Origin of the sequence: Vibrio atypicus (genome assembly GCF_009811315.1) — a bacterium.
Classification (GTDB): domain Bacteria; phylum Pseudomonadota; class Gammaproteobacteria; order Enterobacterales; family Vibrionaceae; genus Vibrio; species Vibrio atypicus.
In genome coordinates this window covers 119,331-137,452 of sequence record NZ_BLID01000006.1, presented here as the reverse complement: position 1 = coordinate 137,452, position 18,122 = coordinate 119,331, and the positions used below count along the sequence as shown (strand labels likewise).

Below are 18,122 nucleotides of genomic sequence, written 5' to 3'. Positions count from 1 at the left end.
AACTACAGTTTTTCAGCAATACGTAATACTGAACTGCGAGAACGAGCATTAACTTCAACTTCTTGCTTTGAAGGCTTAATAGCTTTGCCTACAGGCTTCATGTTCGCACTGCCCAATGCTTTGATTTGATCTTCCGTCATTGGAATACCATGTGGAACTTCAGGGCCTTTGCTCTCTTTACGGATAAAACGCTTCACCATACGGTCTTCAAGAGAGTGGAAGCTGATCACTGAAAGACGGCCTTCAGGAGCCAAGATACTTGCTGCACCTTTCAATGCAGTATCTATCTCTTCTAATTCACTATTGATGTAAATGCGAAACGCTTGGAATGAACGCGTGGCTGGGTGTTTTTTCTCTTTAAAGCTCTTAGGTGCAGCATCTGAAATCAACTTCGCCAATTGACCAGTACGAGTCATCGGTTCGTTCTCTTCATTTTCACGGTAAGCCACAATCGCTTTCGCAATACGGCGAGCGTGTTTATCTTCCCCAAACTCACGAATCACCCAAGTGATATCGTCAAGATCCGCTTCCATCAGCCATTGTGATACTGGAATACCTGATGTTGGATCCATACGCATATCTAACGGGCCATCTTTCATGAAGCTAAAGCCACGCTCAGCATCATCAAGTTGCGGAGAAGAGACACCAAGATCCAGTAGTACGCCGTCAACCTTTCCAACTAACCCATACTCAGCAGCGTAATTCGCCATCCCAGAAAATGGACCGTGAATAATCGTAAAGCGAGGATCATCGATTTTACCTGCTTCAGCAATCGCTTGAGGATCGCGGTCTATACTGTAGAGGCGACCATTTTCGCCCAGTTTTGATAGGATTGTACGGCTATGACCACCGCGACCGAATGTACCGTCAATGTAGATACCATCAGGCTTAATTGCTAAGCCATCAATTGATTCATTAAGAAGTACGGATATGTGTTTAAATGCTTCGGTCATAGTTATCTCATGTGGCTGTCGCATTGACGAATTCAGATTCTCCAGTGTACTGATTTAGTGGCTTATCGCCACCACTAGCGAGTGAGAACACGTGATTTTGCGCTAAGTTTAATAGTTAGAAAATAAATTAGGTCAATTAAAAGCAAAAAACCCATCATAACAATTAAGTTACGATGGGTCTCGAATAGGTGGAGTTGACACATACGCCGGGTTCTGTCTCCGCTTTCGCGGCGGTAACCATTCGTCTAGGCCTGCAATCACTCACAGGCTCGAGCAACCTACCCGCTTCCTTACGCGAGCAACGCAATGTGGAAGCCTATTTGGTCTTGCTCCGGGTGGAGTTTACCTTGCTACGCACTGTTACCAGACGCACGGTGCGCTCTTACCGCACCCTTTCACCCTTACCTGATCCCTTTCGGGCCATCGGCGGTTTTCTCTCTGCTGCACTTGTCGTGGGCTCGCGCCCCCCAGGCGTTACCTGGCACCCTGCTCTATGGAGCCCGGACGTTCCTCCCCTCTGTCAGTCTCCCGAAGGACGTCAACGTCAGTATCCAAAAAAGGACCTCAACGTCAGTCTCCCGAAGGACATCAACAGAGCAGCGATTACCCAGTCAACTCCGAGGGCGGATTGTATAGAGTTCGAAGCAGGCTGTCTAGCAAGATCACAAATATGATGAAATGAGGGTGTTAAGTGGGCAAAAAGCGTGCAGTTAGTTATCAATGATTGGTCATTCCATAGAACGACGAAAGAGTAAGTAGGGAATCTCTCACCAAAATAGAGATCCCCAACTCGTTCATATCTCACTCTTGAGGGTAACGATGTGAAGTGACAAATAGTTAACAAACTCGATTGTCATTTCCTCGAGCAGATTAATCTAAATTCTCCAAGCCCCACTTATAGAGCGCATTTTTCTTAAGATTGTAGATCTCTGCCGCCATTGCTGCCGCTTTCTTCAAAGGTAGCTCTTTGGTCAAAATAGTTAGCGTTCGAGTGGCTTCATCTGGGATTGAATCATCACTACTCGTGCGATCGCCATGGATAAGCAACGCCATTTCACCACGCTGTTGGTTTGAATCGGACTTCACCCATTCAACTAATTCACCCAGAGGCATACCTTGAATCGTTTCAAAAGTTTTAGTGAGCTCACGAGCTAACACAACCTCACGGTCAGGGCCGAGGATCTCTAGCATATCTTCTAACGAATCAACGATGCGGTGCGGCGATTCATAAAAGATACAAGTGCGCTCAACTTTAGCAATCTCTAAGAACTTGTCTTTACGACCTTTGCTTTTTGCCGGCAAGAAGCCTTCGAAGCTGAATCGATCAGAAGGCAAACCGGACGCACTCAAAGCTGTAATCACCGCACATGCCCCCGGCAATGGCACAACTTTAACGCCCGCCTGACGACATTTGGTGACCAGATGGTATCCTGGATCACTAATTAACGGTGTACCTGCATCAGAAACTAACGCAATTGAGTGTCCGGCCATAAGTTTCTCAACCAAGACTTGCGCTTTTTGCTGTTCATTATGATCATGCAAGGCAAAAGTTTTTGTCTGAATACTAAAGTGAGACAACAATTTACCAGTATGGCGTGTATCTTCTGCTGCAATCAGGTCAACACTAGATAAAACGTCTATCGCACGTTGAGTGATATCGCCTAAATTGCCAATGGGAGTCGGCACAATGTAGAGAGTTGGGACCTCTGTTGGTAAGGTTTTGTTATCTGTCATTTGTTTACCATCACTTCAACGATTAATATAGACACAATTTTATACGGAATTAATTAAGAACTCATGGCCATGAAAAACCATAAGCGACGCAGTGTAACACGCTTACTCTCTCCTGTAGCCCTTGCTGTGATATTAACAGCTTGTAGCTCAACGCCATCAACACCTCAGTATGTTGATATTACGCTCGATCCAAATCAGACTGTGCAAACTTACCTGATGCGTGCAGATAGCACCTCTGGCAGCAAACAGAATGATTGGCTGATCATGGCACTAAAAGCTTCGGTTGAGGCTAATGATGTGACTCAATCAGAATTACTGATTAAGCGCCTTGCTCGTCAACAGATGACAGAAATGCAACAAGCCGAATGGCAACTCGCTCGAGCAGAACTCCTGATTAAACAAAATCAGCATGAAGAAGCACTGTCACTATTAAACTTCCACCCTGAATGGCAACTTTCAGATCCTCAATGGCAAGAATACCATCAGCTACGAGCGTCTTTGCTGGTAAAACAAGGTGACTACTTTGCCGCTGCACGTGAACTAAGCCAAGAAGCCACTTATGCACCAGTCGAAGATCAGCAGTTCATCGCTGATAGTGTTTGGAACAACCTAACTCGCTATACTGGTGGTGAGTTAACCGCCTATACTGCGCAGCCGGATGAAGCGACCTTCGCTGGTTGGTTGCAATTGGCTACCTATAGCCAAACCCTAGCGGGCTCACTAGCACAACTTCAAACATCTATCGAGCAATGGTTAGCCGCGAATCCAAATCACCCAGCGGCGGCATACACACCGCAAGCAATCCGAGATATTCTTGCACTTGAAATTACGAAACCAGTCAATACCGCACTATTGCTACCCTTAACAGGTAAATTTGCTAAGCAGTCTCAGCTTATTCGTGATGGTTTCATTCTAGAAATGATGAATGACAAAGAGCGAGATGAAAATGCAACTCTTACTGTTGTGGACACAAACGTAACCAGTATCGAAGAGTTAGAAGCAACGCTGGTAGAAAAGAATATAGACTTCGTTGTTGGCCCCCTCATCAAAGACAATATTGAGAAGCTTCAACGTGCCGAAGAGAATTTTGCTAAGCCAATGCCAATGCTTGCGCTGAACATCCCTGAGGAAATTGAAGCGAGCACCAGTACCTGTTATTTGGCGCTTTCACCAGAGCAAGAAGTCGCTCAGGCAGCTAAACACCTTGCCGAGCAAGGTTATCAATTCCCACTAGTTTTAGCGCCACAAGGTCGTCTTGGTAATCGAGTGATTGAAGCATTCCAAGAAGAGTGGAATAAACACAGTAGCAATAAAGTTGCGGTGAACCTGTTTGGTGATAAACGCCAGCTTCAGCGCAACATCAACAAAGTTTTTGGCCTGCAAGATAGCCAACAGCACATTGCGCAAATGGAATCGCTACTACGCATCCCACTAGAGAGCCAACCACGCAGTCGTCGTGATGTTGACGCAGTTTATATCGTCGCAAGCAGTGCTGAGCTGACGTTAATCAAGCCATTTATTGAAGTTGCAATTAACCCAGACACCACGCCACCGAAGCTGTTTTCAAACTCTCGAAGCAACAGTGGCCGCCACCAATATGAAGATCTCACAGGAGTCATGTACAGTGACATCCCACTTTTGATTCAACCTGATGCCAAATTGAAGGATCAAATGGAGCAATTGTGGCCGAAAGACTCCAACGCAGAGAAACGCCTTCAAGCACTAGGTATGGATGCTTACCGCCTAATGGAACAATTGCCACAGATGAAAGTCGTACCAGGTTACGCGATTAATGGTAATACCGGGCAACTCACTATTGATGAGAACTGCGTTGTGCAGCGTGAAATCAGTTGGGCAGAGCACGGTGCTGCGCACTAAACGCGCCACCGGTCAACAATACGAAGCCGCAGCTGAAAAGTATCTTATCAGTTGCGGCTTAACACTAATTGAGCGAAACTTCCTTGCTAAAGGTGGTGAGCTCGACCTCATCATGCGCGATAAAGACAGCATTGTTTTCGTTGAAGTGCGCTACCGAAAGAGTCAAGCTTTTGGTCATGCTGCAGAGACTGTCACTCGCTCAAAAATACAAAAGCTAATTAGAACAGCCAATGTGTGGCTGATGAAAAATGGCTTGTCCGTCTATTCAACTGATTTTCGCTTTGACTTAATCGCCATCCATCAAAATGGTGAACAAATCGAGTGGATCAAAAACGCAATAACTCAAGGATAAACAATGCTAGACAGCATTAAAGACAGCTTTACAGAAAGTATTCAAATTCAAATCGCAGCAGCAGAAGCTCTGCCAGATGCTATTACCCACGCAGCACAAGCTATGGTAACTAGCCTATTAAACGGCAACAAAATTCTTTGCTGTGGTAATGGTGGCTCCTCTTCAAATGCGCAACAGTTTGTCTCTTGCCTTTTAAACCGCTTTGAAACTGAGCGCCCAAGCCTACCCGCGATGGCACTGACAGCCGACAACACCACGCTCACCGCCGTTGCAAATGACTACCACTATGAAGAGATTTTTTCTAAACAGGTACGAGCATTCGGTCAAACCGGTGATATTTTATTGGCCATTTCTACCAGTGGTAACAGCAAGAACATCATCAAAGCGATGGAAGCGGCAGTAACGCGCGATATGACCATCATTGCACTGACTGGCAAAGACGGCGGTGAAATGGCTGGATTGCTTGGTGAACATGACGTTGAGATTCGTATTCCATCTCACAGAACAGCAAGAATTCACGAAGTTCATATGGTGACTCTGCACTGCTTATGCGATCTTATCGACCAAGTATTGTTCCCAGCTCACGAAGAGTAATTTATGAAGCTATTTCGAGCCCTTGTTCTGACCGTTGCTGCGCTAAGTATGACTGGCTGTGCTGGCTTGTTTGTCGCTGGTGCAGCAACAACGGCAAGCCTAGTGATTGATCCTCGTTCAACCCAAGAGATTTGGAGTGACAATAATATCGAGTTTGAAATCACAGGTCTTGGTAACAAAGCCCCCTTCCGAGGTAACGCCCGTGTGACAGCCAGCTCTTACAATGGAACGGTTATCCTGCTAGGGCAAGCTAACACAGCGGAGCTTAGTGAACAGTTCGAAGGGCAAGCTCGTAAAGTCAAAGGTGTAGACACCATTCACAACCAACTGAAGATAAAACAGCCATTATCTGTTGGGCAAATCAGCCACGATAGCTGGATCACCACAAAAGTGAAATCTGCATTACTGGCTAATTCAGAGCTAAATGGCGTCAAAATCAAAGTGATTACTGAAGATAAAGAAGTCTATCTACTCGGTTATGTTTCCCATGAGCATGCAGATATAGCAACGGATATTGCTCGTAATGTGTCAGATGTGAAGCAAGTGATTCGAGCTTTTCAGTTCGGTGACTAACCGTTTACCATCTTGCAGATACAAAAAAGCAGCGAATCATCGCTGCTTTTTTATTTACTAACTGGTGTTTATTTCACAACACGTAAGCTCGGACGACCTTTCGGTCTTGGCGGCTCATCATCAGACTCAGATTCAGTGCTTTCGACTGTTTGTTCAGAAGCGACAGAAAGAGGGCTTAACTCTTCTTCAACAATCAACTCTTCTTCTTCAAACTCATCCATATATGCATCTTCTGGCTCGAACATTGTACCTGCACCGTTTTCACGAGCATAGATAGCTTGAACCGCATATAGAGGAACGTTCACCGAGTGAGGACGGCCACTAAAACGCGCATTAAACGTAATCGCTTCGTTGCCAAGCTCAAGATTACCTACGGCTCTAGGCGCGATATTCAAAATGATTTGACCATCTTGAACAAACTCGTCAGGAACACGTACACCAGGTAACGTCGCCGCAACAACAAGGTGTGGCGTTAGTTCATTGTCCACCAACCACTCGTAAAATGCGCGCAGCATATACGGGCGGCGTGGTGTCATATTCGCAATATCCATCAGTGACGAATTAGCGAGTTAGGCGCATTTCACGCTCAGCTTCAGTAAGAGAAGCTAGGAATGAATCACGTTCGAATACTCGGTTCATGTACACTTTAAGTTCTTTCGAACCTGGGCCTACAAGCTCAATACCAAGCTGAGGAAGACGCCATAATAACGGTGCTAAGTAGCAGTCGATTAGGCTGAACTCTTCGCTCATAAAGTATTCGTATTCTGCAAACACTGGCGCTAGAGTCAGTAGATCGTTACGTAGTTTATTACGTGCAGATTCAGACTCTTCCGCTGAACCTTTTACTACTTTCTCAGCTAGTGTGTACCAGTTTCTCTCAATACGGTAAATCATCAGACGACTGTTACCACGAGCTACTGGGTATACAGGCATCAATGGTGGATGAGGAAAACGCTCGTCCAAGTATTCCATGATGATTTTAGAGTCGTAAAGCGCTAGCTCACGATCAACTAGAGTCGGTACCGTTTTGTACGGGTTAAGTTCAATAAGCTCAGCAGGTAGATTCATTTCATCTACAAGTTCTACTTCTACACTTACGCCTTTTTCCGCCAGGACAATACGTACCTGATGGCTATACATATCAGATGCACTTGAAAACAGAGTCATCACAGAACGTTTATTGGCAGCTACAGCCATGGAGCCCTCCAGCACACTTACAACGATAAAAACAATGGAGGCTATGCCTCCATTGTTAAGATTAAAAATTGGGAATTAGCACGGTATCGTAGCACAATTAGTGCACATCACGCCAATACTCTTTCTTAAGTAGTACTACAACGATTGCGAAGATAACAAGGAAAGCCATTACCCACCAACCAAGAGCATGACGTTCAAGCTTCACTGGGTCGCCTGAATACTCTAAGAAATTAACGAGGTCGCGAACCGCGTTGTCATACTCTTCAGTGTTCATTTCACCTGAACCATCAGACTCAACGCCAACCACTTTAGTAACTTCTTCGCCATCAACAACATGTGTTTCGTATACAGGCGTAGGAATACCTTGAAGCTCTTCTAGCACGTGTGGCATACCAACACTTGGGAAAACAATATTGTTTACACCAAATGGGCGGCTTGGGTCTTCATAGAAAGAACGCAAGTAAGTGTAGAGCCAATCTGTACCACGAACGCGAGCAACCAGTGTTAGATCTGGTGGTGGAGCACCAAACCATTTCGCTGCTGATTCTTGTGGTATTGCGTTAACCATCAGATCACCAACTTTCGCTTCAGGATCAAAAATCAGGTTATCTTTCAGTAGTTCAACTGGGATACCGATATCACGTGCAACACGCTCGTAACGCTGGTATTGAGTTGAGTGACAAGCAAAACAGTAGTTCATGAACAGCTTCGCACCGTTCTGTAACGAAGCTTGGTCTGATAGGTCATTGTTCGCTTTGTCTAGCGGTACATTTGCGCCCGCTGCCATCGCCAGAGAAGGCAGCATAGCAAAGAAAACTAAAATCCATTTTTTCATTTGAATGTCACCCTTTCTGGTAGTGGCTTCGTCGCTTCATTCTTACTGTAGAAGTACAGCAGTACAAAGAACATGAAGTAAGCTAAGCTAAAGATCTGAGCTAGTAGCGTGTAGGTTGGTGTCGCTGGAAGCGCACCCAAAATACCTAGCGCGATAAAGCTAATAGTGAACTGGATGATATTGAATAAATGGAATTTGCTACGGTAGCGGTAAGAACGAACCTTACAGCGATCCAACCATGGTAGAACAAATAGAACCACAATAGACGCGCCCATTGCTACTACGCCTAATAGCTTATCCGGAACCGCACGAAGGATCGCGTAGAACGGAGTGAAGTACCATACAGGAGCGATGTGCTCTGGCGTTTTCAGCGGGTTTGCAGCTTCAAAGTTAGGCGGCTCAAGGAAGTATCCACCCATTTCTGGGTTAAAGAACAGCACGTAACAGAACAAGAATAGGAAACCAGCAACACCTACCATATCTTTCACAGTCCCGTACGGGTGGAAAGGAATAGAATCGATGATATCGTATTTCTTGGTGTAATCCTTATGGAATGGGAACTGAGTTTTGTAGTCATCGCCCATTGAGCCTTTAGGAAGCTTAGTTTCGATACCGTCTGGGTTATTCGAACCAACTTCGTGTAATGCTAGTACGTGAAGCACGATAAGCAACAGAAGTACAATTGGTAGAGCAATAACGTGGAGTGCGAAGAAACGGTTCAGTGTCGCACCAGAAATTACGTAGTCACCACGAATCCACAATGTTAGGTCATCACCAATAACAGGAATAGCACCAAACAGAGAAATGATAACCTGAGCACCCCAGTAAGACATCTGACCCCATGGTAGTAGGTAACCCATGAATGCTTCAGCCATCAATACCAAGAAGATCAACATACCGAAGATCCACAGCAGTTCACGAGGTTTCTGGTATGAACCGTAGATAAGACCACGGAACATGTGCAGATAAACAACAACGAAGAACGCAGAAGCGCCTGTTGAGTGCATGTAACGCAATAACCAACCGTACTCTACATCACGCATGATGTATTCGATTGACGCGAATGCACCATCACCAGATGGAACGTAGTTCATTGTTAGCCAGATACCTGTCAGGATCTGGTTAACCAAAACAAGCATTGCGAGTGAACCGAACAAATACCAAAAGTTAAAGTTCTTTGGCATCGGGTACTCAGAAAGGTGCTTTTTATACGCATTCATTGCGGGTATGCGTTTTTCGACCCAATCAAGTAGAGCTTGCATTATGCCTCCCCTCCTTCATCGATACCGATAATGATCTTAGTATCACTCAGGTACATGTGTTTAGGTACGACTAGGTTAAGTGGCGCAGGAACGCCCTGGAATACACGGCCTGCCATGTCAAACTTCGAACCATGACATGGACAGAAGAAACCAGATTTCACACCCTGAACTTGTTCGCTAAAACTGTCAGGTAAATAAGTCGGTGAACAACCAAGGTGTGTACAGATACCAACAGCAACGAAATACTCTGGCTTAATTGAGCGGTAAGCGTTTTGAGCATAAGTTGGTTGTTGTTCTTCGCCTGAAGCTGGGTCACGTAGCTGGCCATCAAGACCTTTAAGGGTCTCGACCACTGATTGTGCACGACGGACAACCCATACAGGTTTACCACGCCATTCAACACGAACCATCTGACCTTCTTCGAGTTTGCCAATGTCGACTTCGACAGGGGCACCCGCAGCTTTGGCTTTTTCACTTGGGTTCCAAGATTTAATAAAAGGAACGGCGACAGCAGCTGCTCCAAGACCACCAACAACAGCTGTTGTAGCAGTTAGGAAACGTCTGCGACCGTTATTTAAAGGCGCATTGCTCATCCAAACATTCTCCCATTTGCTCCCTGTGGACTATTGATATTCCGCTTAAAGAGCATGGCTAACAAAATACGAATTTAGTTGTATTTATTTGATGGCAAATGATAAATAAAACCCTACTTTTTGACAAGATAAAGCTACCTTTTTGTAACATTTGTGAGGCGAATCGCCAGTGAGGTCACAAAAGGGGCATAAGTCAGACAAAACTTAGGAAAAACGAGAGATTAGAAGGGATTTTTTTTGAATAGAAAAACAAAAAGCTCGGCATATAGCCGAGCTTTGAACCACAATCCCAGTAAAACTGGAGCGGTATAATTTCCGAAAAGGAAATTAACGCTTAGAGAACTGTGGACGACGACGTGCTTTACGTAGACCAACTTTCTTACGTTCAACGCAACGAGCGTCACGAGTAACGTAACCAGCTGCACGTAGAGCAGGACGGAAAGACTCATCGTATTCCATTAGAGCGCGAGTGATACCGTGACGGATAGCACCAGCTTGACCAGAAATACCACCACCAGAAACAGTGATGTATAGGTCTAGTTTCTCAGTTAGTTCAACTAGCTCTAGAGGCTGTTTAACAACCATGCGAGAAGTTGGACGACCGAAGTACTCATCAAGGCTACGCTTGTTGATTACGATGTTGCCGCTGCCTGGTTTAATGAAAACACGCGCAGCTGAGCTTTTGCGACGGCCAGTGCCGTAGTATTGATTCTCTGCCATTTTCGAAATCCCCGATTAGATGTCTAGTACTTGAGGTTGTTGAGCAACATGGTTGTGCTCAGCGCCAGCGTAAACTTTCAGCTTACGGTACATAGCACGGCCTAGAGGACCACGTGGTAGCATACCTTTAACTGCTAGCTCAAGAGCCATTTCAGGCTTACGATCGATCAGCTTTTCAAAAGTGATTGATTTTAGGCCGCCTGGGAACTCAGAGTGACGGTAGTATACTTTGTTCTTAGCTTTGTTACCTGTTACAGCAACTTTCTCAGCATTGATAACGATGATGTAATCACCAGTGTCAACGTGAGGAGTGTATTCAGCTTTGTGTTTGCCACGTAGGCGAGATGCAATTTCACTTGCTAGACGACCAAGAGTTTTACCTTCAGCGTCTACAACGTACCAGTCGCGTTTTACAGTTTCTGGTTTAGCAACGAAAGTTTTCATGCTAATAATAACCCGTTTATATTTAAATTTACACTTAAGGAGCAATATGCTCCCACTGACTAAGAGTCCAGTCAACACCCCTTCGAGTGGTTGGTTCTCTCGACCCGTTATGTCGAAATACCTTCGATAATCAAGGTCTGCAGTAACGGTGGGTCGCAGGATTATAGAGAAGTCAGTTGAAAAAATCACCTCTTTTTCAGCAAAAAATGTATTTTTTTTCATTCTATTGCTGATTAGCAATTTTTTAAGCTAAATGCTCTTTTGCTAGATAGTCATGGCTTTGCATTTCAATCAATCGAGATTGGCAACGTTTGAACTCAAATTCGAGCAAGCCATCACTGTACAACTCTTCTAAAGCCACTTCTGCTGAGATGATTAATTTCACATTTCGCTCGTAAAATTCATCCACTAACGCAATAAAACGGCGCGCCGCATCATCAATTGCGCGGTCCATTTTGACGACATCTGCAAGCAAGACGGTATGATAAATACGCGAGAGTTCAATATAGTCATTTTGGCTTCGTGCCGTTTGGCATAACTGAGCGAATGTTGCGTGTAACACCCCTTCCGATGTTTCAACCACTTCAATCTGACGATGGTTTATATCAATACTTTGCTCACCATGTCGCTCTTCACCAACAAGTTGCTCAAAATAACGATGTAGATTCTTGTTTGCTTGTTCATCGAGTGGATGATGGTAAATCTCAGCCTGTTCCAAGGTTCGTAGGCGATAATCAATACCACTATCGACATTAAGCACTATGCAATTTTCTTGAATCAGTTTAATCGCAGGTAAGAAGCGAGCACGTTGCAAACCATTTCGGTACAGATCTTCTGGCGGGATATTTGATGTTGCCACCAAAACCACCCCTCTTTTAAACAGCGCTTGAAACAAAGTGCCGAGGATCATGGCATCGGTTATATCTGAAACGAAGAATTCATCGAAACAGATAATTTCTGCTTCCGCTTTAAAGGTATCCGCCACCAGCTCCAATGGATCATTCACATCCCCCAGTGCATTTAACTCATCATGGACCCGATACATAAAGCGGTGAAAATGCACTCGCATCTTTTTCTCTGTCGGAAGTGCATCAAAGAAGGTATCCATTAAGTAGGTTTTACCCCGCCCTACACCACCCCAAAAATAGAGACCTTTGGGCGCGATAGGTTGCTCTGGCTTTTTACCAAACCAGCTTTTCCATCCCGTCATTTTTTCAACGGGCATATTCACATATTGGATAAATTCATGGTAAAGCGTATCTAACGCAGTCACCGCTTTAAGCTGGGCTGCATCTTGCTGAAAACCATGATCTTTAATGTCTTTTTGATAGTTATCTAAGGGCGTCATGTCTTCATTGACCTACAGAAGAAGAGTTGAAACTGCTATGTAGAGCACATGCATTTTTCTTTATTGGTTGAGTCTCTCATAGTACCATGTCATCTGAACATGTGTAACTAAGTAGTAATAAACATGTTAAATAACAACAATAAGGAGCTAATATGCCTTGGATTTACGCCCTAGTTGGTTTGCTTGTTGGGATTTTGTTAGGTGTCATCATTTCTCGTCTAACGACTCCTGGATACAAAAAGCAGAAAAGCACGCAGAAAGAATTAGAAACAGCAAAGTTTGAATTAGAGCAGCAGAAGCAAGACCTTGCTGACCACTTTGCTCAAACAGCAGAAATGCTCGACTCACTGGGTAAAGAGTACACAAAACTGTACCAACATATGGCTAAAACCTCTTCTGAGCTACTGCCAAATATTCCAGTGCAAGATAACCCGTTCAATAAGAAAGTGGCAGCGCAAAGCCAACCTGATGAAACAGTGACTGAGGAAGTTTCACCTTCATCAGATGAGGCACCAAAAGATTATGCCTCAGGTGCAACGGGCCTACTAAAAGAAGAGAGAAAAGAAATTCTCGATTCAGAACAAGTCGTCACAGCAAAAGCGTCATAACACCAATTTAATTGGTGAACTTTGCAAAGGTTTTTGAGTCATAACTCTCATATGTTCCCATTGATTTTTTGTTTCCAAGCAAAATATTAAATCTAAGGGACTAATCACATAGGAGTTATCAGATGAAAAAACCTTTGCTTGCTTTAACCGTCCTATCACTAAGCTTAAGTTCAATCATCGCGCCAATGCCTGCCACTGCAGCATTGCCACTTTCCGTTAATGGTGAGCAGCTTCCTAGTCTTGCTCCCATGCTAAAAAAAGTCACCCCTGCGGTCGTCAGTATTTCCGTTGAAGGAACTCAAGTATCTAAACAACAGATCCCAGAGCAGTTCCGATTTTTCTTCGGACCAGACTTTCCAGCAGAGCAGTTACAAGAGCGTCCTTTTAGGGGATTAGGCTCAGGCGTTATCATCAACGCTAAGAAAGGCTATATCGTTACCAACTATCACGTCATCAATGGCGCAGAGAAAATCCGCGTCAAATTACATGATGGTCGTGAATACAACGCTGAATTAGTAGGTGGTGATCAAATGTCAGATGTCGCCCTACTCAAATTAGAGAAAGCCAAGAACCTCACGCAAATCAAGATGGCGGATTCAGATGCGCTACGAGTCGGTGACTTTACGGTAGCCATTGGTAACCCATTTGGCTTAGGTCAAACAGTCACATCAGGGATTGTTTCAGCCTTGGGGCGAAGCGGCTTAAATTTGGAGAACTTCGAGAACTTCATTCAAACCGATGCTGCAATTAATAGTGGTAACTCGGGCGGCGCTCTGGTGAACCTCAATGGTGAATTGATTGGTATTAATACAGCCATCTTAGGGCCAAATGGCGGCAATGTCGGAATTGGTTTTGCTATACCGTCCAACATGATGACCAACCTAACTAATCAAATCTTAGAGTTTGGTGAAGTGAAACGCGGTATGTTAGGTGTTCAAGGTGGAGAGATCACCTCTGAGCTGGCAGAAGCTCTCGGCTATGAGTCAAGTAAAGGCGCGTTTGTGAGCCAAGTTGTTCCAGATAGCGCAGCCGATAAAGGTGGTCTTGAAGCAGGCGACGTGATTGTTTCAGTCAATGGTAAATCAATCAACTCCTTCAGTGAGTTGCGTGCGAAAGTCGCGACACTAGGCGCAGGCAAAACTATTACTTTAGGCATCATTCGAGATGGAAAGGCTAAAGACTTCGATGTGACCTTAGGTGAAATGCAAAATGCCAAAGCCTCTGCTGATAAACTTCATGAAGGTTTAACGGGCGCAGAACTATCGAATACCAACTCAAGTGATTCGATTCAAGGGATTAAAGTGACCTCTGTTGAGCAAGGGTCGAATGCAGACAACTACCAACTTGAACAAGGTGATATCATCATTGGCGTTAACCGTCAGCGAGTGAAGAATCTGGCTGAGTTCCGCAAAGTCGTTGAAAAACACCCGGGGGTATTAGCCCTTAATGTTCAACGAGGCGATCGAACCATTTATCTTGTGATTCGATAAGTCAAAACGCGACCTCTCCCTGAAAGGACAGTTGTAGCTTCAGCTGTCCTTTTATTAATCCCCCATCTAGTGCTATTCTTTCGCAACTTATAACTGATTGACATGAGAAGAGAATAGTATGCTGCAATTCATAGTGCGTTCGGTAGGTTTAGGGTTAGCAACCGCTGCTCTTTTGCTGCTCGCATTACCTTCACTTAGAAGCAATATTCTTCCCCAAGTGTCATTAGAACCCTCTAAAGATGACGCTCAGCAACAAGTCTCTTTCAATCATGCCGTAAGAAGTGCTGCTCCAGCCGTGGTTAATATCTACAGTCGCAAATACACTGAGGCGGACCGCTCTAAACTATTAACTCAAGGCTTAGGCTCGGGTGTTATCGTCAGTGAAAAAGGCTACATTATTACTAACTACCATGTTGTTGCTCAAGCCGATCAAATCATTGTCGCGCTGCAAGATGGCCGAGTTGCTGCAGCTCAACTCGTAGGTAAAGATCGTCGTACTGACATTGCCATTTTACGCGTTGAAGGCTCTAACTTGCCTGTCATTCCTTTAAACCCAGAGTACTCGCCTAAGGTTGGTGATATCGTCCTCGCCATTGGTAACCCATACAACTTAGGCCAAACCACGACTTTCGGCATAATTTCAGCGACGGGTCGCTCTTCTATCAGCGCAGATGGCCGCCAAGCCTTTATTCAAACTGATGCCGCAATCAATGAAGGTAACTCTGGAGGCGCATTGGTCAATACTCGTGGTGAACTCGTTGGTATTAACACAGCTTCATTCCAACAAGCCACTGAGCTTGAAACTTACGGTATTTCTTTTGCGATCCCATATTCACTAGCCAATAAAATCATGCAGAAAATCATTGCTGATGGCCGAGTTATACGCGGCTACATTGGTGTAGATGGGCAAGACATCAACTCAGTAACTTCTCGCCTACTAGGCAATGAGCATCTGGGTGGTATTGTCGTATTGGGCGTTGATCCTAATGGGCCAGCTGCAGCTGCAGGCTTTGAAGCACAAGACATCATCTTAAAAATTGATGGGCAAAAGATAAATGGTCGCCAAAGTGTTCTAGATATTGTTACCGAGTTAAGACCAGGCACAGTGGTGGATGTGTTGATACTACGTAAAGGTAAAGAGAAAACGCTCAGTGTTACCATAGCGGAAGACACCCGTTAATTAGTTCTCGATACCTAGCTTCTCACTGACAAATAGTAGAACAAAAAAATCCCATGCAGTGCATGGGATTTTTTATTTATGACTCTTCGCTTTCTTCGCTTGAACTTGCCGATGCTGACTCAATCTCTATGCGAGTCACACGTTGTAAGCCTCTTGGCAGCAAGCCACCACGTCGGCCACGTTCACCTCGGAAGTTTTCCAAATCAGATGGTTTCAAACCTAGCTTACGCTTGCCAGCATAAAGCGTTAAGGTTGCATCTTTTGGCACAGCAAGAAGATGAGAAAGAATCTCTTCACGATCCTTCGCTTTTGCTGCCGGAATATTAATGATCTTGTTGCCTTTACCCTTCGCCAATTGCGGCAAGTCTTTTATTGGGAACAAGAGCATACGGCCTTGGTTAGTAATAACGACAATTTCATCTGAGTCTAAATCTGATATCGCTTTCGGCGTCATCACTTCCGCATTCGCAGGTAGAGTGACAAGCGCTTTACCACTGCGGTTCTTAGACAACAGGTCGCTGCCCTTACAAACAAAACCATAACCCGCATCAGAGCCAACTAACCATAGTTGCTCTTCTTCACCCATGATGACTTGACGAATATTACTGCCTGCTGTGATGTTAAGGCGACCTGTAATCGGTTCACCTTGACTACGTGCAGAAGGTAACGAGTGCGATTCTAATGAATAGCTTCGACCGTCACTACCAAGGAACACGGCTTGTTGATTACTCTTACCACGAGCATGCGCCAAGTAGTTATCACCTGACTTATAGCTCAAGGTTTCAGCATCAACATCGTGCCCTTTCGCATGACGAATCCAACCTTTTTCAGATAGAACTACTGTTATTGGCTCACTTGGAACAAGGTCACGCTCAGTTAGCGCCTTCGCTTCTGCACGTTCAACTAGCGGAGAACGGCGATCATCGCCATACTTATCAGCGTCCGCCTGGATCTCTTTCTTAAGCAGCGTATTCATACGGCGCTCAGAGCCTAGTAGCTTCTCTAGCTTCTCACGCTCTTTTTCAAGCTCATCTTGCTCGCCACGGATTTTCATCTCTTCTAGCTTAGCTAGGTGACGAAGTTTGGTGTCTAGAATCGCATCCGCTTGAATATCGGTAATACCAAAACGAGCCATCAATACAGCTTTAGGATCATCTTCGGTACGAATGATCTCGATCACTTCATCTAGGTTTAGATACGCAATCAACAAACCTTCGAGGATGTGCAAACGCGCCATCACTTTATCAAGACGGTACTGAAGACGACGACGAACTGTTGTACGACGGAACTCAATCCACTCTGAAAGAATCTGTACCAAACCTTTCACTTGAGGGCGATTGTCGAGGCCAATCATGTTCAAGTTTACGCGGAAGTTCTTTTCTAAATCCGTTGACGCAAACAAATGATTCATTAACTGATCGCAATCGATACGGTTTGAGCGAGGCACCACCACAATACGTGTTGGGTTCTCGTGATCCGACTCGTCACGCAGATCGTCCACCATTGGTAGCTTTTTCGCGCGCATCTGGTTGGCAATCTGCTCAAGCAACTTCGCGCCCGACACTTGGTGTGGCAAAGCAGTGATAACAATATCAGAGCCTTCTTTGTGCCAAACTGCGCGCATCTTAATGCTGCCACGGCCAGTACGGTAGATCTTCTCAAGATCTGCCTTAGGCGAGATAATTTCGGCTTCTGTTGGGTAATCTGGGCCTTGAACAAAGTTCATTACATCCGACAGTTCTGCTTTCGGATGGTCAATCAGGTGGATAGCGGCATCGGCCACTTCACGCACGTTATGTGGCGGGATATCCGTTGCCATACCAACCGCAATACCCGTAACACCATTTAAAAGAATATGAGGCAGACGCGCAGGTAGCATCTGCGGCTCTTTCATGGTGCCATCAAAGTTTGGTTGCCATTCAACCGTACCTTGACCTAGCTCCCCAAGTAGCACTTCAGCAAACTTAGACAGCTTCGCTTCGGTATAACGCATTGCCGCGAACGATTTTGGATCGTCTGGCGCCCCCCAGTTACCTTGACCGTCAACCAGTGGATAACGGTAAGAGAATGGCTGAGCCATCAATACCATCGCTTCATAACACGCCGAGTCGCCATGTGGATGGTATTTACCTAACACGTCACCAACCGTACGTGCAGATTTTTTATATTTAGCCGCCGCCGAGAGACCAAGCTCTGACATTGCGTAGATGATGCGTCGCTGAACCGGTTTTAATCCATCACCAATGTACGGCAATGCGCGGTCCATAATTACGTACATCGAATAGTTCAGATAAGCGTCTTCAGTGAACTTGCGCATTGGCAGTTGTTCTACGCCATCGTATGTAATTTCTGTAGACATCC

18 protein-coding genes and 1 other RNA gene are annotated in these 18,122 nt (G+C 45.0%); 7 read left to right on the top strand and 12 right to left on the bottom strand.

The genetic code is table 11. The annotated features are described in order from the left end of the window. Positions 1-2: 2 nt before the first annotated feature. From rsmH to rsmI, 3 genes are all read right to left on the bottom strand, one after another. Positions 3-953 (bottom strand): 16S rRNA (cytosine(1402)-N(4))-methyltransferase RsmH, encoded by a 951-nt coding sequence (gene rsmH, locus GVO60_RS13975; RefSeq protein WP_159655060.1) that lies wholly within the window; start codon positions 951-953, stop codon positions 3-5. Between the two features lie 186 nt (positions 954-1,139). Continuing rightward, positions 1,140-1,572, bottom strand: an RNA gene (gene rnpB / locus GVO60_RS13970) — RNase P RNA component class A. 251 nt (positions 1,573-1,823) lie between these two features. Further along, positions 1,824-2,687 carry a 16S rRNA (cytidine(1402)-2'-O)-methyltransferase gene (gene rsmI / locus GVO60_RS13965; protein ID WP_159655058.1) on the bottom strand — a complete coding sequence of 288 codons (864 nt, stop codon included), beginning with the start codon at positions 2,685-2,687 and terminating at the stop codon, positions 1,824-1,826. Between the two features lie 63 nt (positions 2,688-2,750). Between rsmI and GVO60_RS13960 the strand changes: the two genes are divergently transcribed. The 4 genes from GVO60_RS13960 to GVO60_RS13945 are packed head-to-tail and all read left to right on the top strand — an operon-like array spanning position 2,751 to position 6,084. Next, a complete protein-coding gene (locus tag GVO60_RS13960) occupies positions 2,751-4,565 on the top strand; it encodes a penicillin-binding protein activator (RefSeq protein WP_159655056.1) in 1,815 nt (604 codons plus the stop codon). Then, positions 4,552-4,917 (top strand): YraN family protein, encoded by a 366-nt coding sequence (locus GVO60_RS13955; protein WP_159655054.1) that lies wholly within the window; start codon positions 4,552-4,554, stop codon positions 4,915-4,917. Before GVO60_RS13960 ends, GVO60_RS13955 begins: the two co-directional genes overlap by 14 nt. Positions 4,918-4,920: 3 nt before the next feature. Then, the gene (locus GVO60_RS13950) at positions 4,921-5,511 is read left to right on the top strand and encodes a phosphoheptose isomerase (protein WP_159655052.1); all 591 of its coding nucleotides are present in this window, start codon (positions 4,921-4,923) and stop codon (positions 5,509-5,511) included. 3 nt (positions 5,512-5,514) lie between these two features. Further along, complete coding sequence (locus GVO60_RS13945; RefSeq protein WP_159655050.1) at positions 5,515-6,084, top strand: BON domain-containing protein; 570 nt, start codon at positions 5,515-5,517, stop codon at positions 6,082-6,084. 68 nt (positions 6,085-6,152) lie between these two features. On the opposite strand, the gene sspB is transcribed toward GVO60_RS13945, so the two are convergent. From sspB to zapE, 8 genes are all read right to left on the bottom strand, one after another. After that, on the bottom strand, positions 6,153-6,635 hold the full coding sequence (sspB, locus tag GVO60_RS13940; RefSeq protein ID WP_159655048.1) for a ClpXP protease specificity-enhancing factor: 483 nt from the start codon (positions 6,633-6,635) through the stop codon (positions 6,153-6,155). 10 nt (positions 6,636-6,645) lie between these two features. Continuing rightward, positions 6,646-7,281 carry a stringent starvation protein SspA gene (sspA, locus tag GVO60_RS13935; protein ID WP_159655046.1) on the bottom strand — a complete coding sequence of 212 codons (636 nt, stop codon included), beginning with the start codon at positions 7,279-7,281 and terminating at the stop codon, positions 6,646-6,648. 97 nt (positions 7,282-7,378) lie between these two features. Continuing rightward, complete coding sequence (locus tag GVO60_RS13930; protein WP_159655044.1) at positions 7,379-8,116, bottom strand: cytochrome c1; 738 nt, start codon at positions 8,114-8,116, stop codon at positions 7,379-7,381. Then, complete coding sequence (locus GVO60_RS13925; protein ID WP_159655042.1) at positions 8,113-9,378, bottom strand: cytochrome b; 1,266 nt, start codon at positions 9,376-9,378, stop codon at positions 8,113-8,115. Before GVO60_RS13925 ends, GVO60_RS13930 begins: the two co-directional genes overlap by 4 nt. Continuing rightward, a complete protein-coding gene (petA, locus tag GVO60_RS13920; protein WP_159655040.1) occupies positions 9,378-9,971 on the bottom strand; it encodes a ubiquinol-cytochrome c reductase iron-sulfur subunit in 594 nt (197 codons plus the stop codon). The genes GVO60_RS13925 and petA overlap by 1 nt, the downstream gene beginning before the upstream one ends. 327 nt (positions 9,972-10,298) lie before the next feature. Beyond that, the gene (rpsI, locus tag GVO60_RS13915; protein WP_159655038.1) at positions 10,299-10,691 is read right to left on the bottom strand and encodes a 30S ribosomal protein S9; all 393 of its coding nucleotides are present in this window, start codon (positions 10,689-10,691) and stop codon (positions 10,299-10,301) included. Between the two features lie 15 nt (positions 10,692-10,706). Beyond that, on the bottom strand, positions 10,707-11,135 hold the full coding sequence (rplM, locus tag GVO60_RS13910) for a 50S ribosomal protein L13 (RefSeq protein WP_005372872.1): 429 nt from the start codon (positions 11,133-11,135) through the stop codon (positions 10,707-10,709). Positions 11,136-11,379: 244 nt separating this feature from the next. After that, positions 11,380-12,483 carry a cell division protein ZapE gene (zapE, locus tag GVO60_RS13905; protein WP_159655036.1) on the bottom strand — a complete coding sequence of 368 codons (1,104 nt, stop codon included), beginning with the start codon at positions 12,481-12,483 and terminating at the stop codon, positions 11,380-11,382. Between the two features lie 152 nt (positions 12,484-12,635). Here zapE and zapG point away from each other — a divergent pair, with 152 nt between their 5' ends. From zapG to degS, 3 genes are all read left to right on the top strand, one after another. Further along, positions 12,636-13,091: a Z-ring associated protein ZapG gene (gene zapG, locus GVO60_RS13900; protein ID WP_159655034.1), complete on the top strand. Its 456-nt coding sequence runs from the start codon at positions 12,636-12,638 to the stop codon at positions 13,089-13,091. A gap of 122 nt (positions 13,092-13,213) precedes the next feature. Further along, complete coding sequence (locus GVO60_RS13895; RefSeq protein ID WP_159655032.1) at positions 13,214-14,581, top strand: DegQ family serine endoprotease; 1,368 nt, start codon at positions 13,214-13,216, stop codon at positions 14,579-14,581. Between the two features lie 118 nt (positions 14,582-14,699). Then, positions 14,700-15,761, top strand: a complete 1,062-nt coding sequence (gene degS / locus GVO60_RS13890; protein ID WP_159655030.1) for an outer membrane-stress sensor serine endopeptidase DegS — start codon at positions 14,700-14,702, stop codon at positions 15,759-15,761. A 76-nt stretch (positions 15,762-15,837) separates the two neighbouring features. Here the strand turns inward: degS and parC are convergent, their stop codons facing one another. Continuing rightward, positions 15,838-18,120: a DNA topoisomerase IV subunit A gene (gene parC, locus GVO60_RS13885; RefSeq protein ID WP_159655028.1), complete on the bottom strand. Its 2,283-nt coding sequence runs from the start codon at positions 18,118-18,120 to the stop codon at positions 15,838-15,840. Positions 18,121-18,122: the final 2 nt, after the last annotated feature.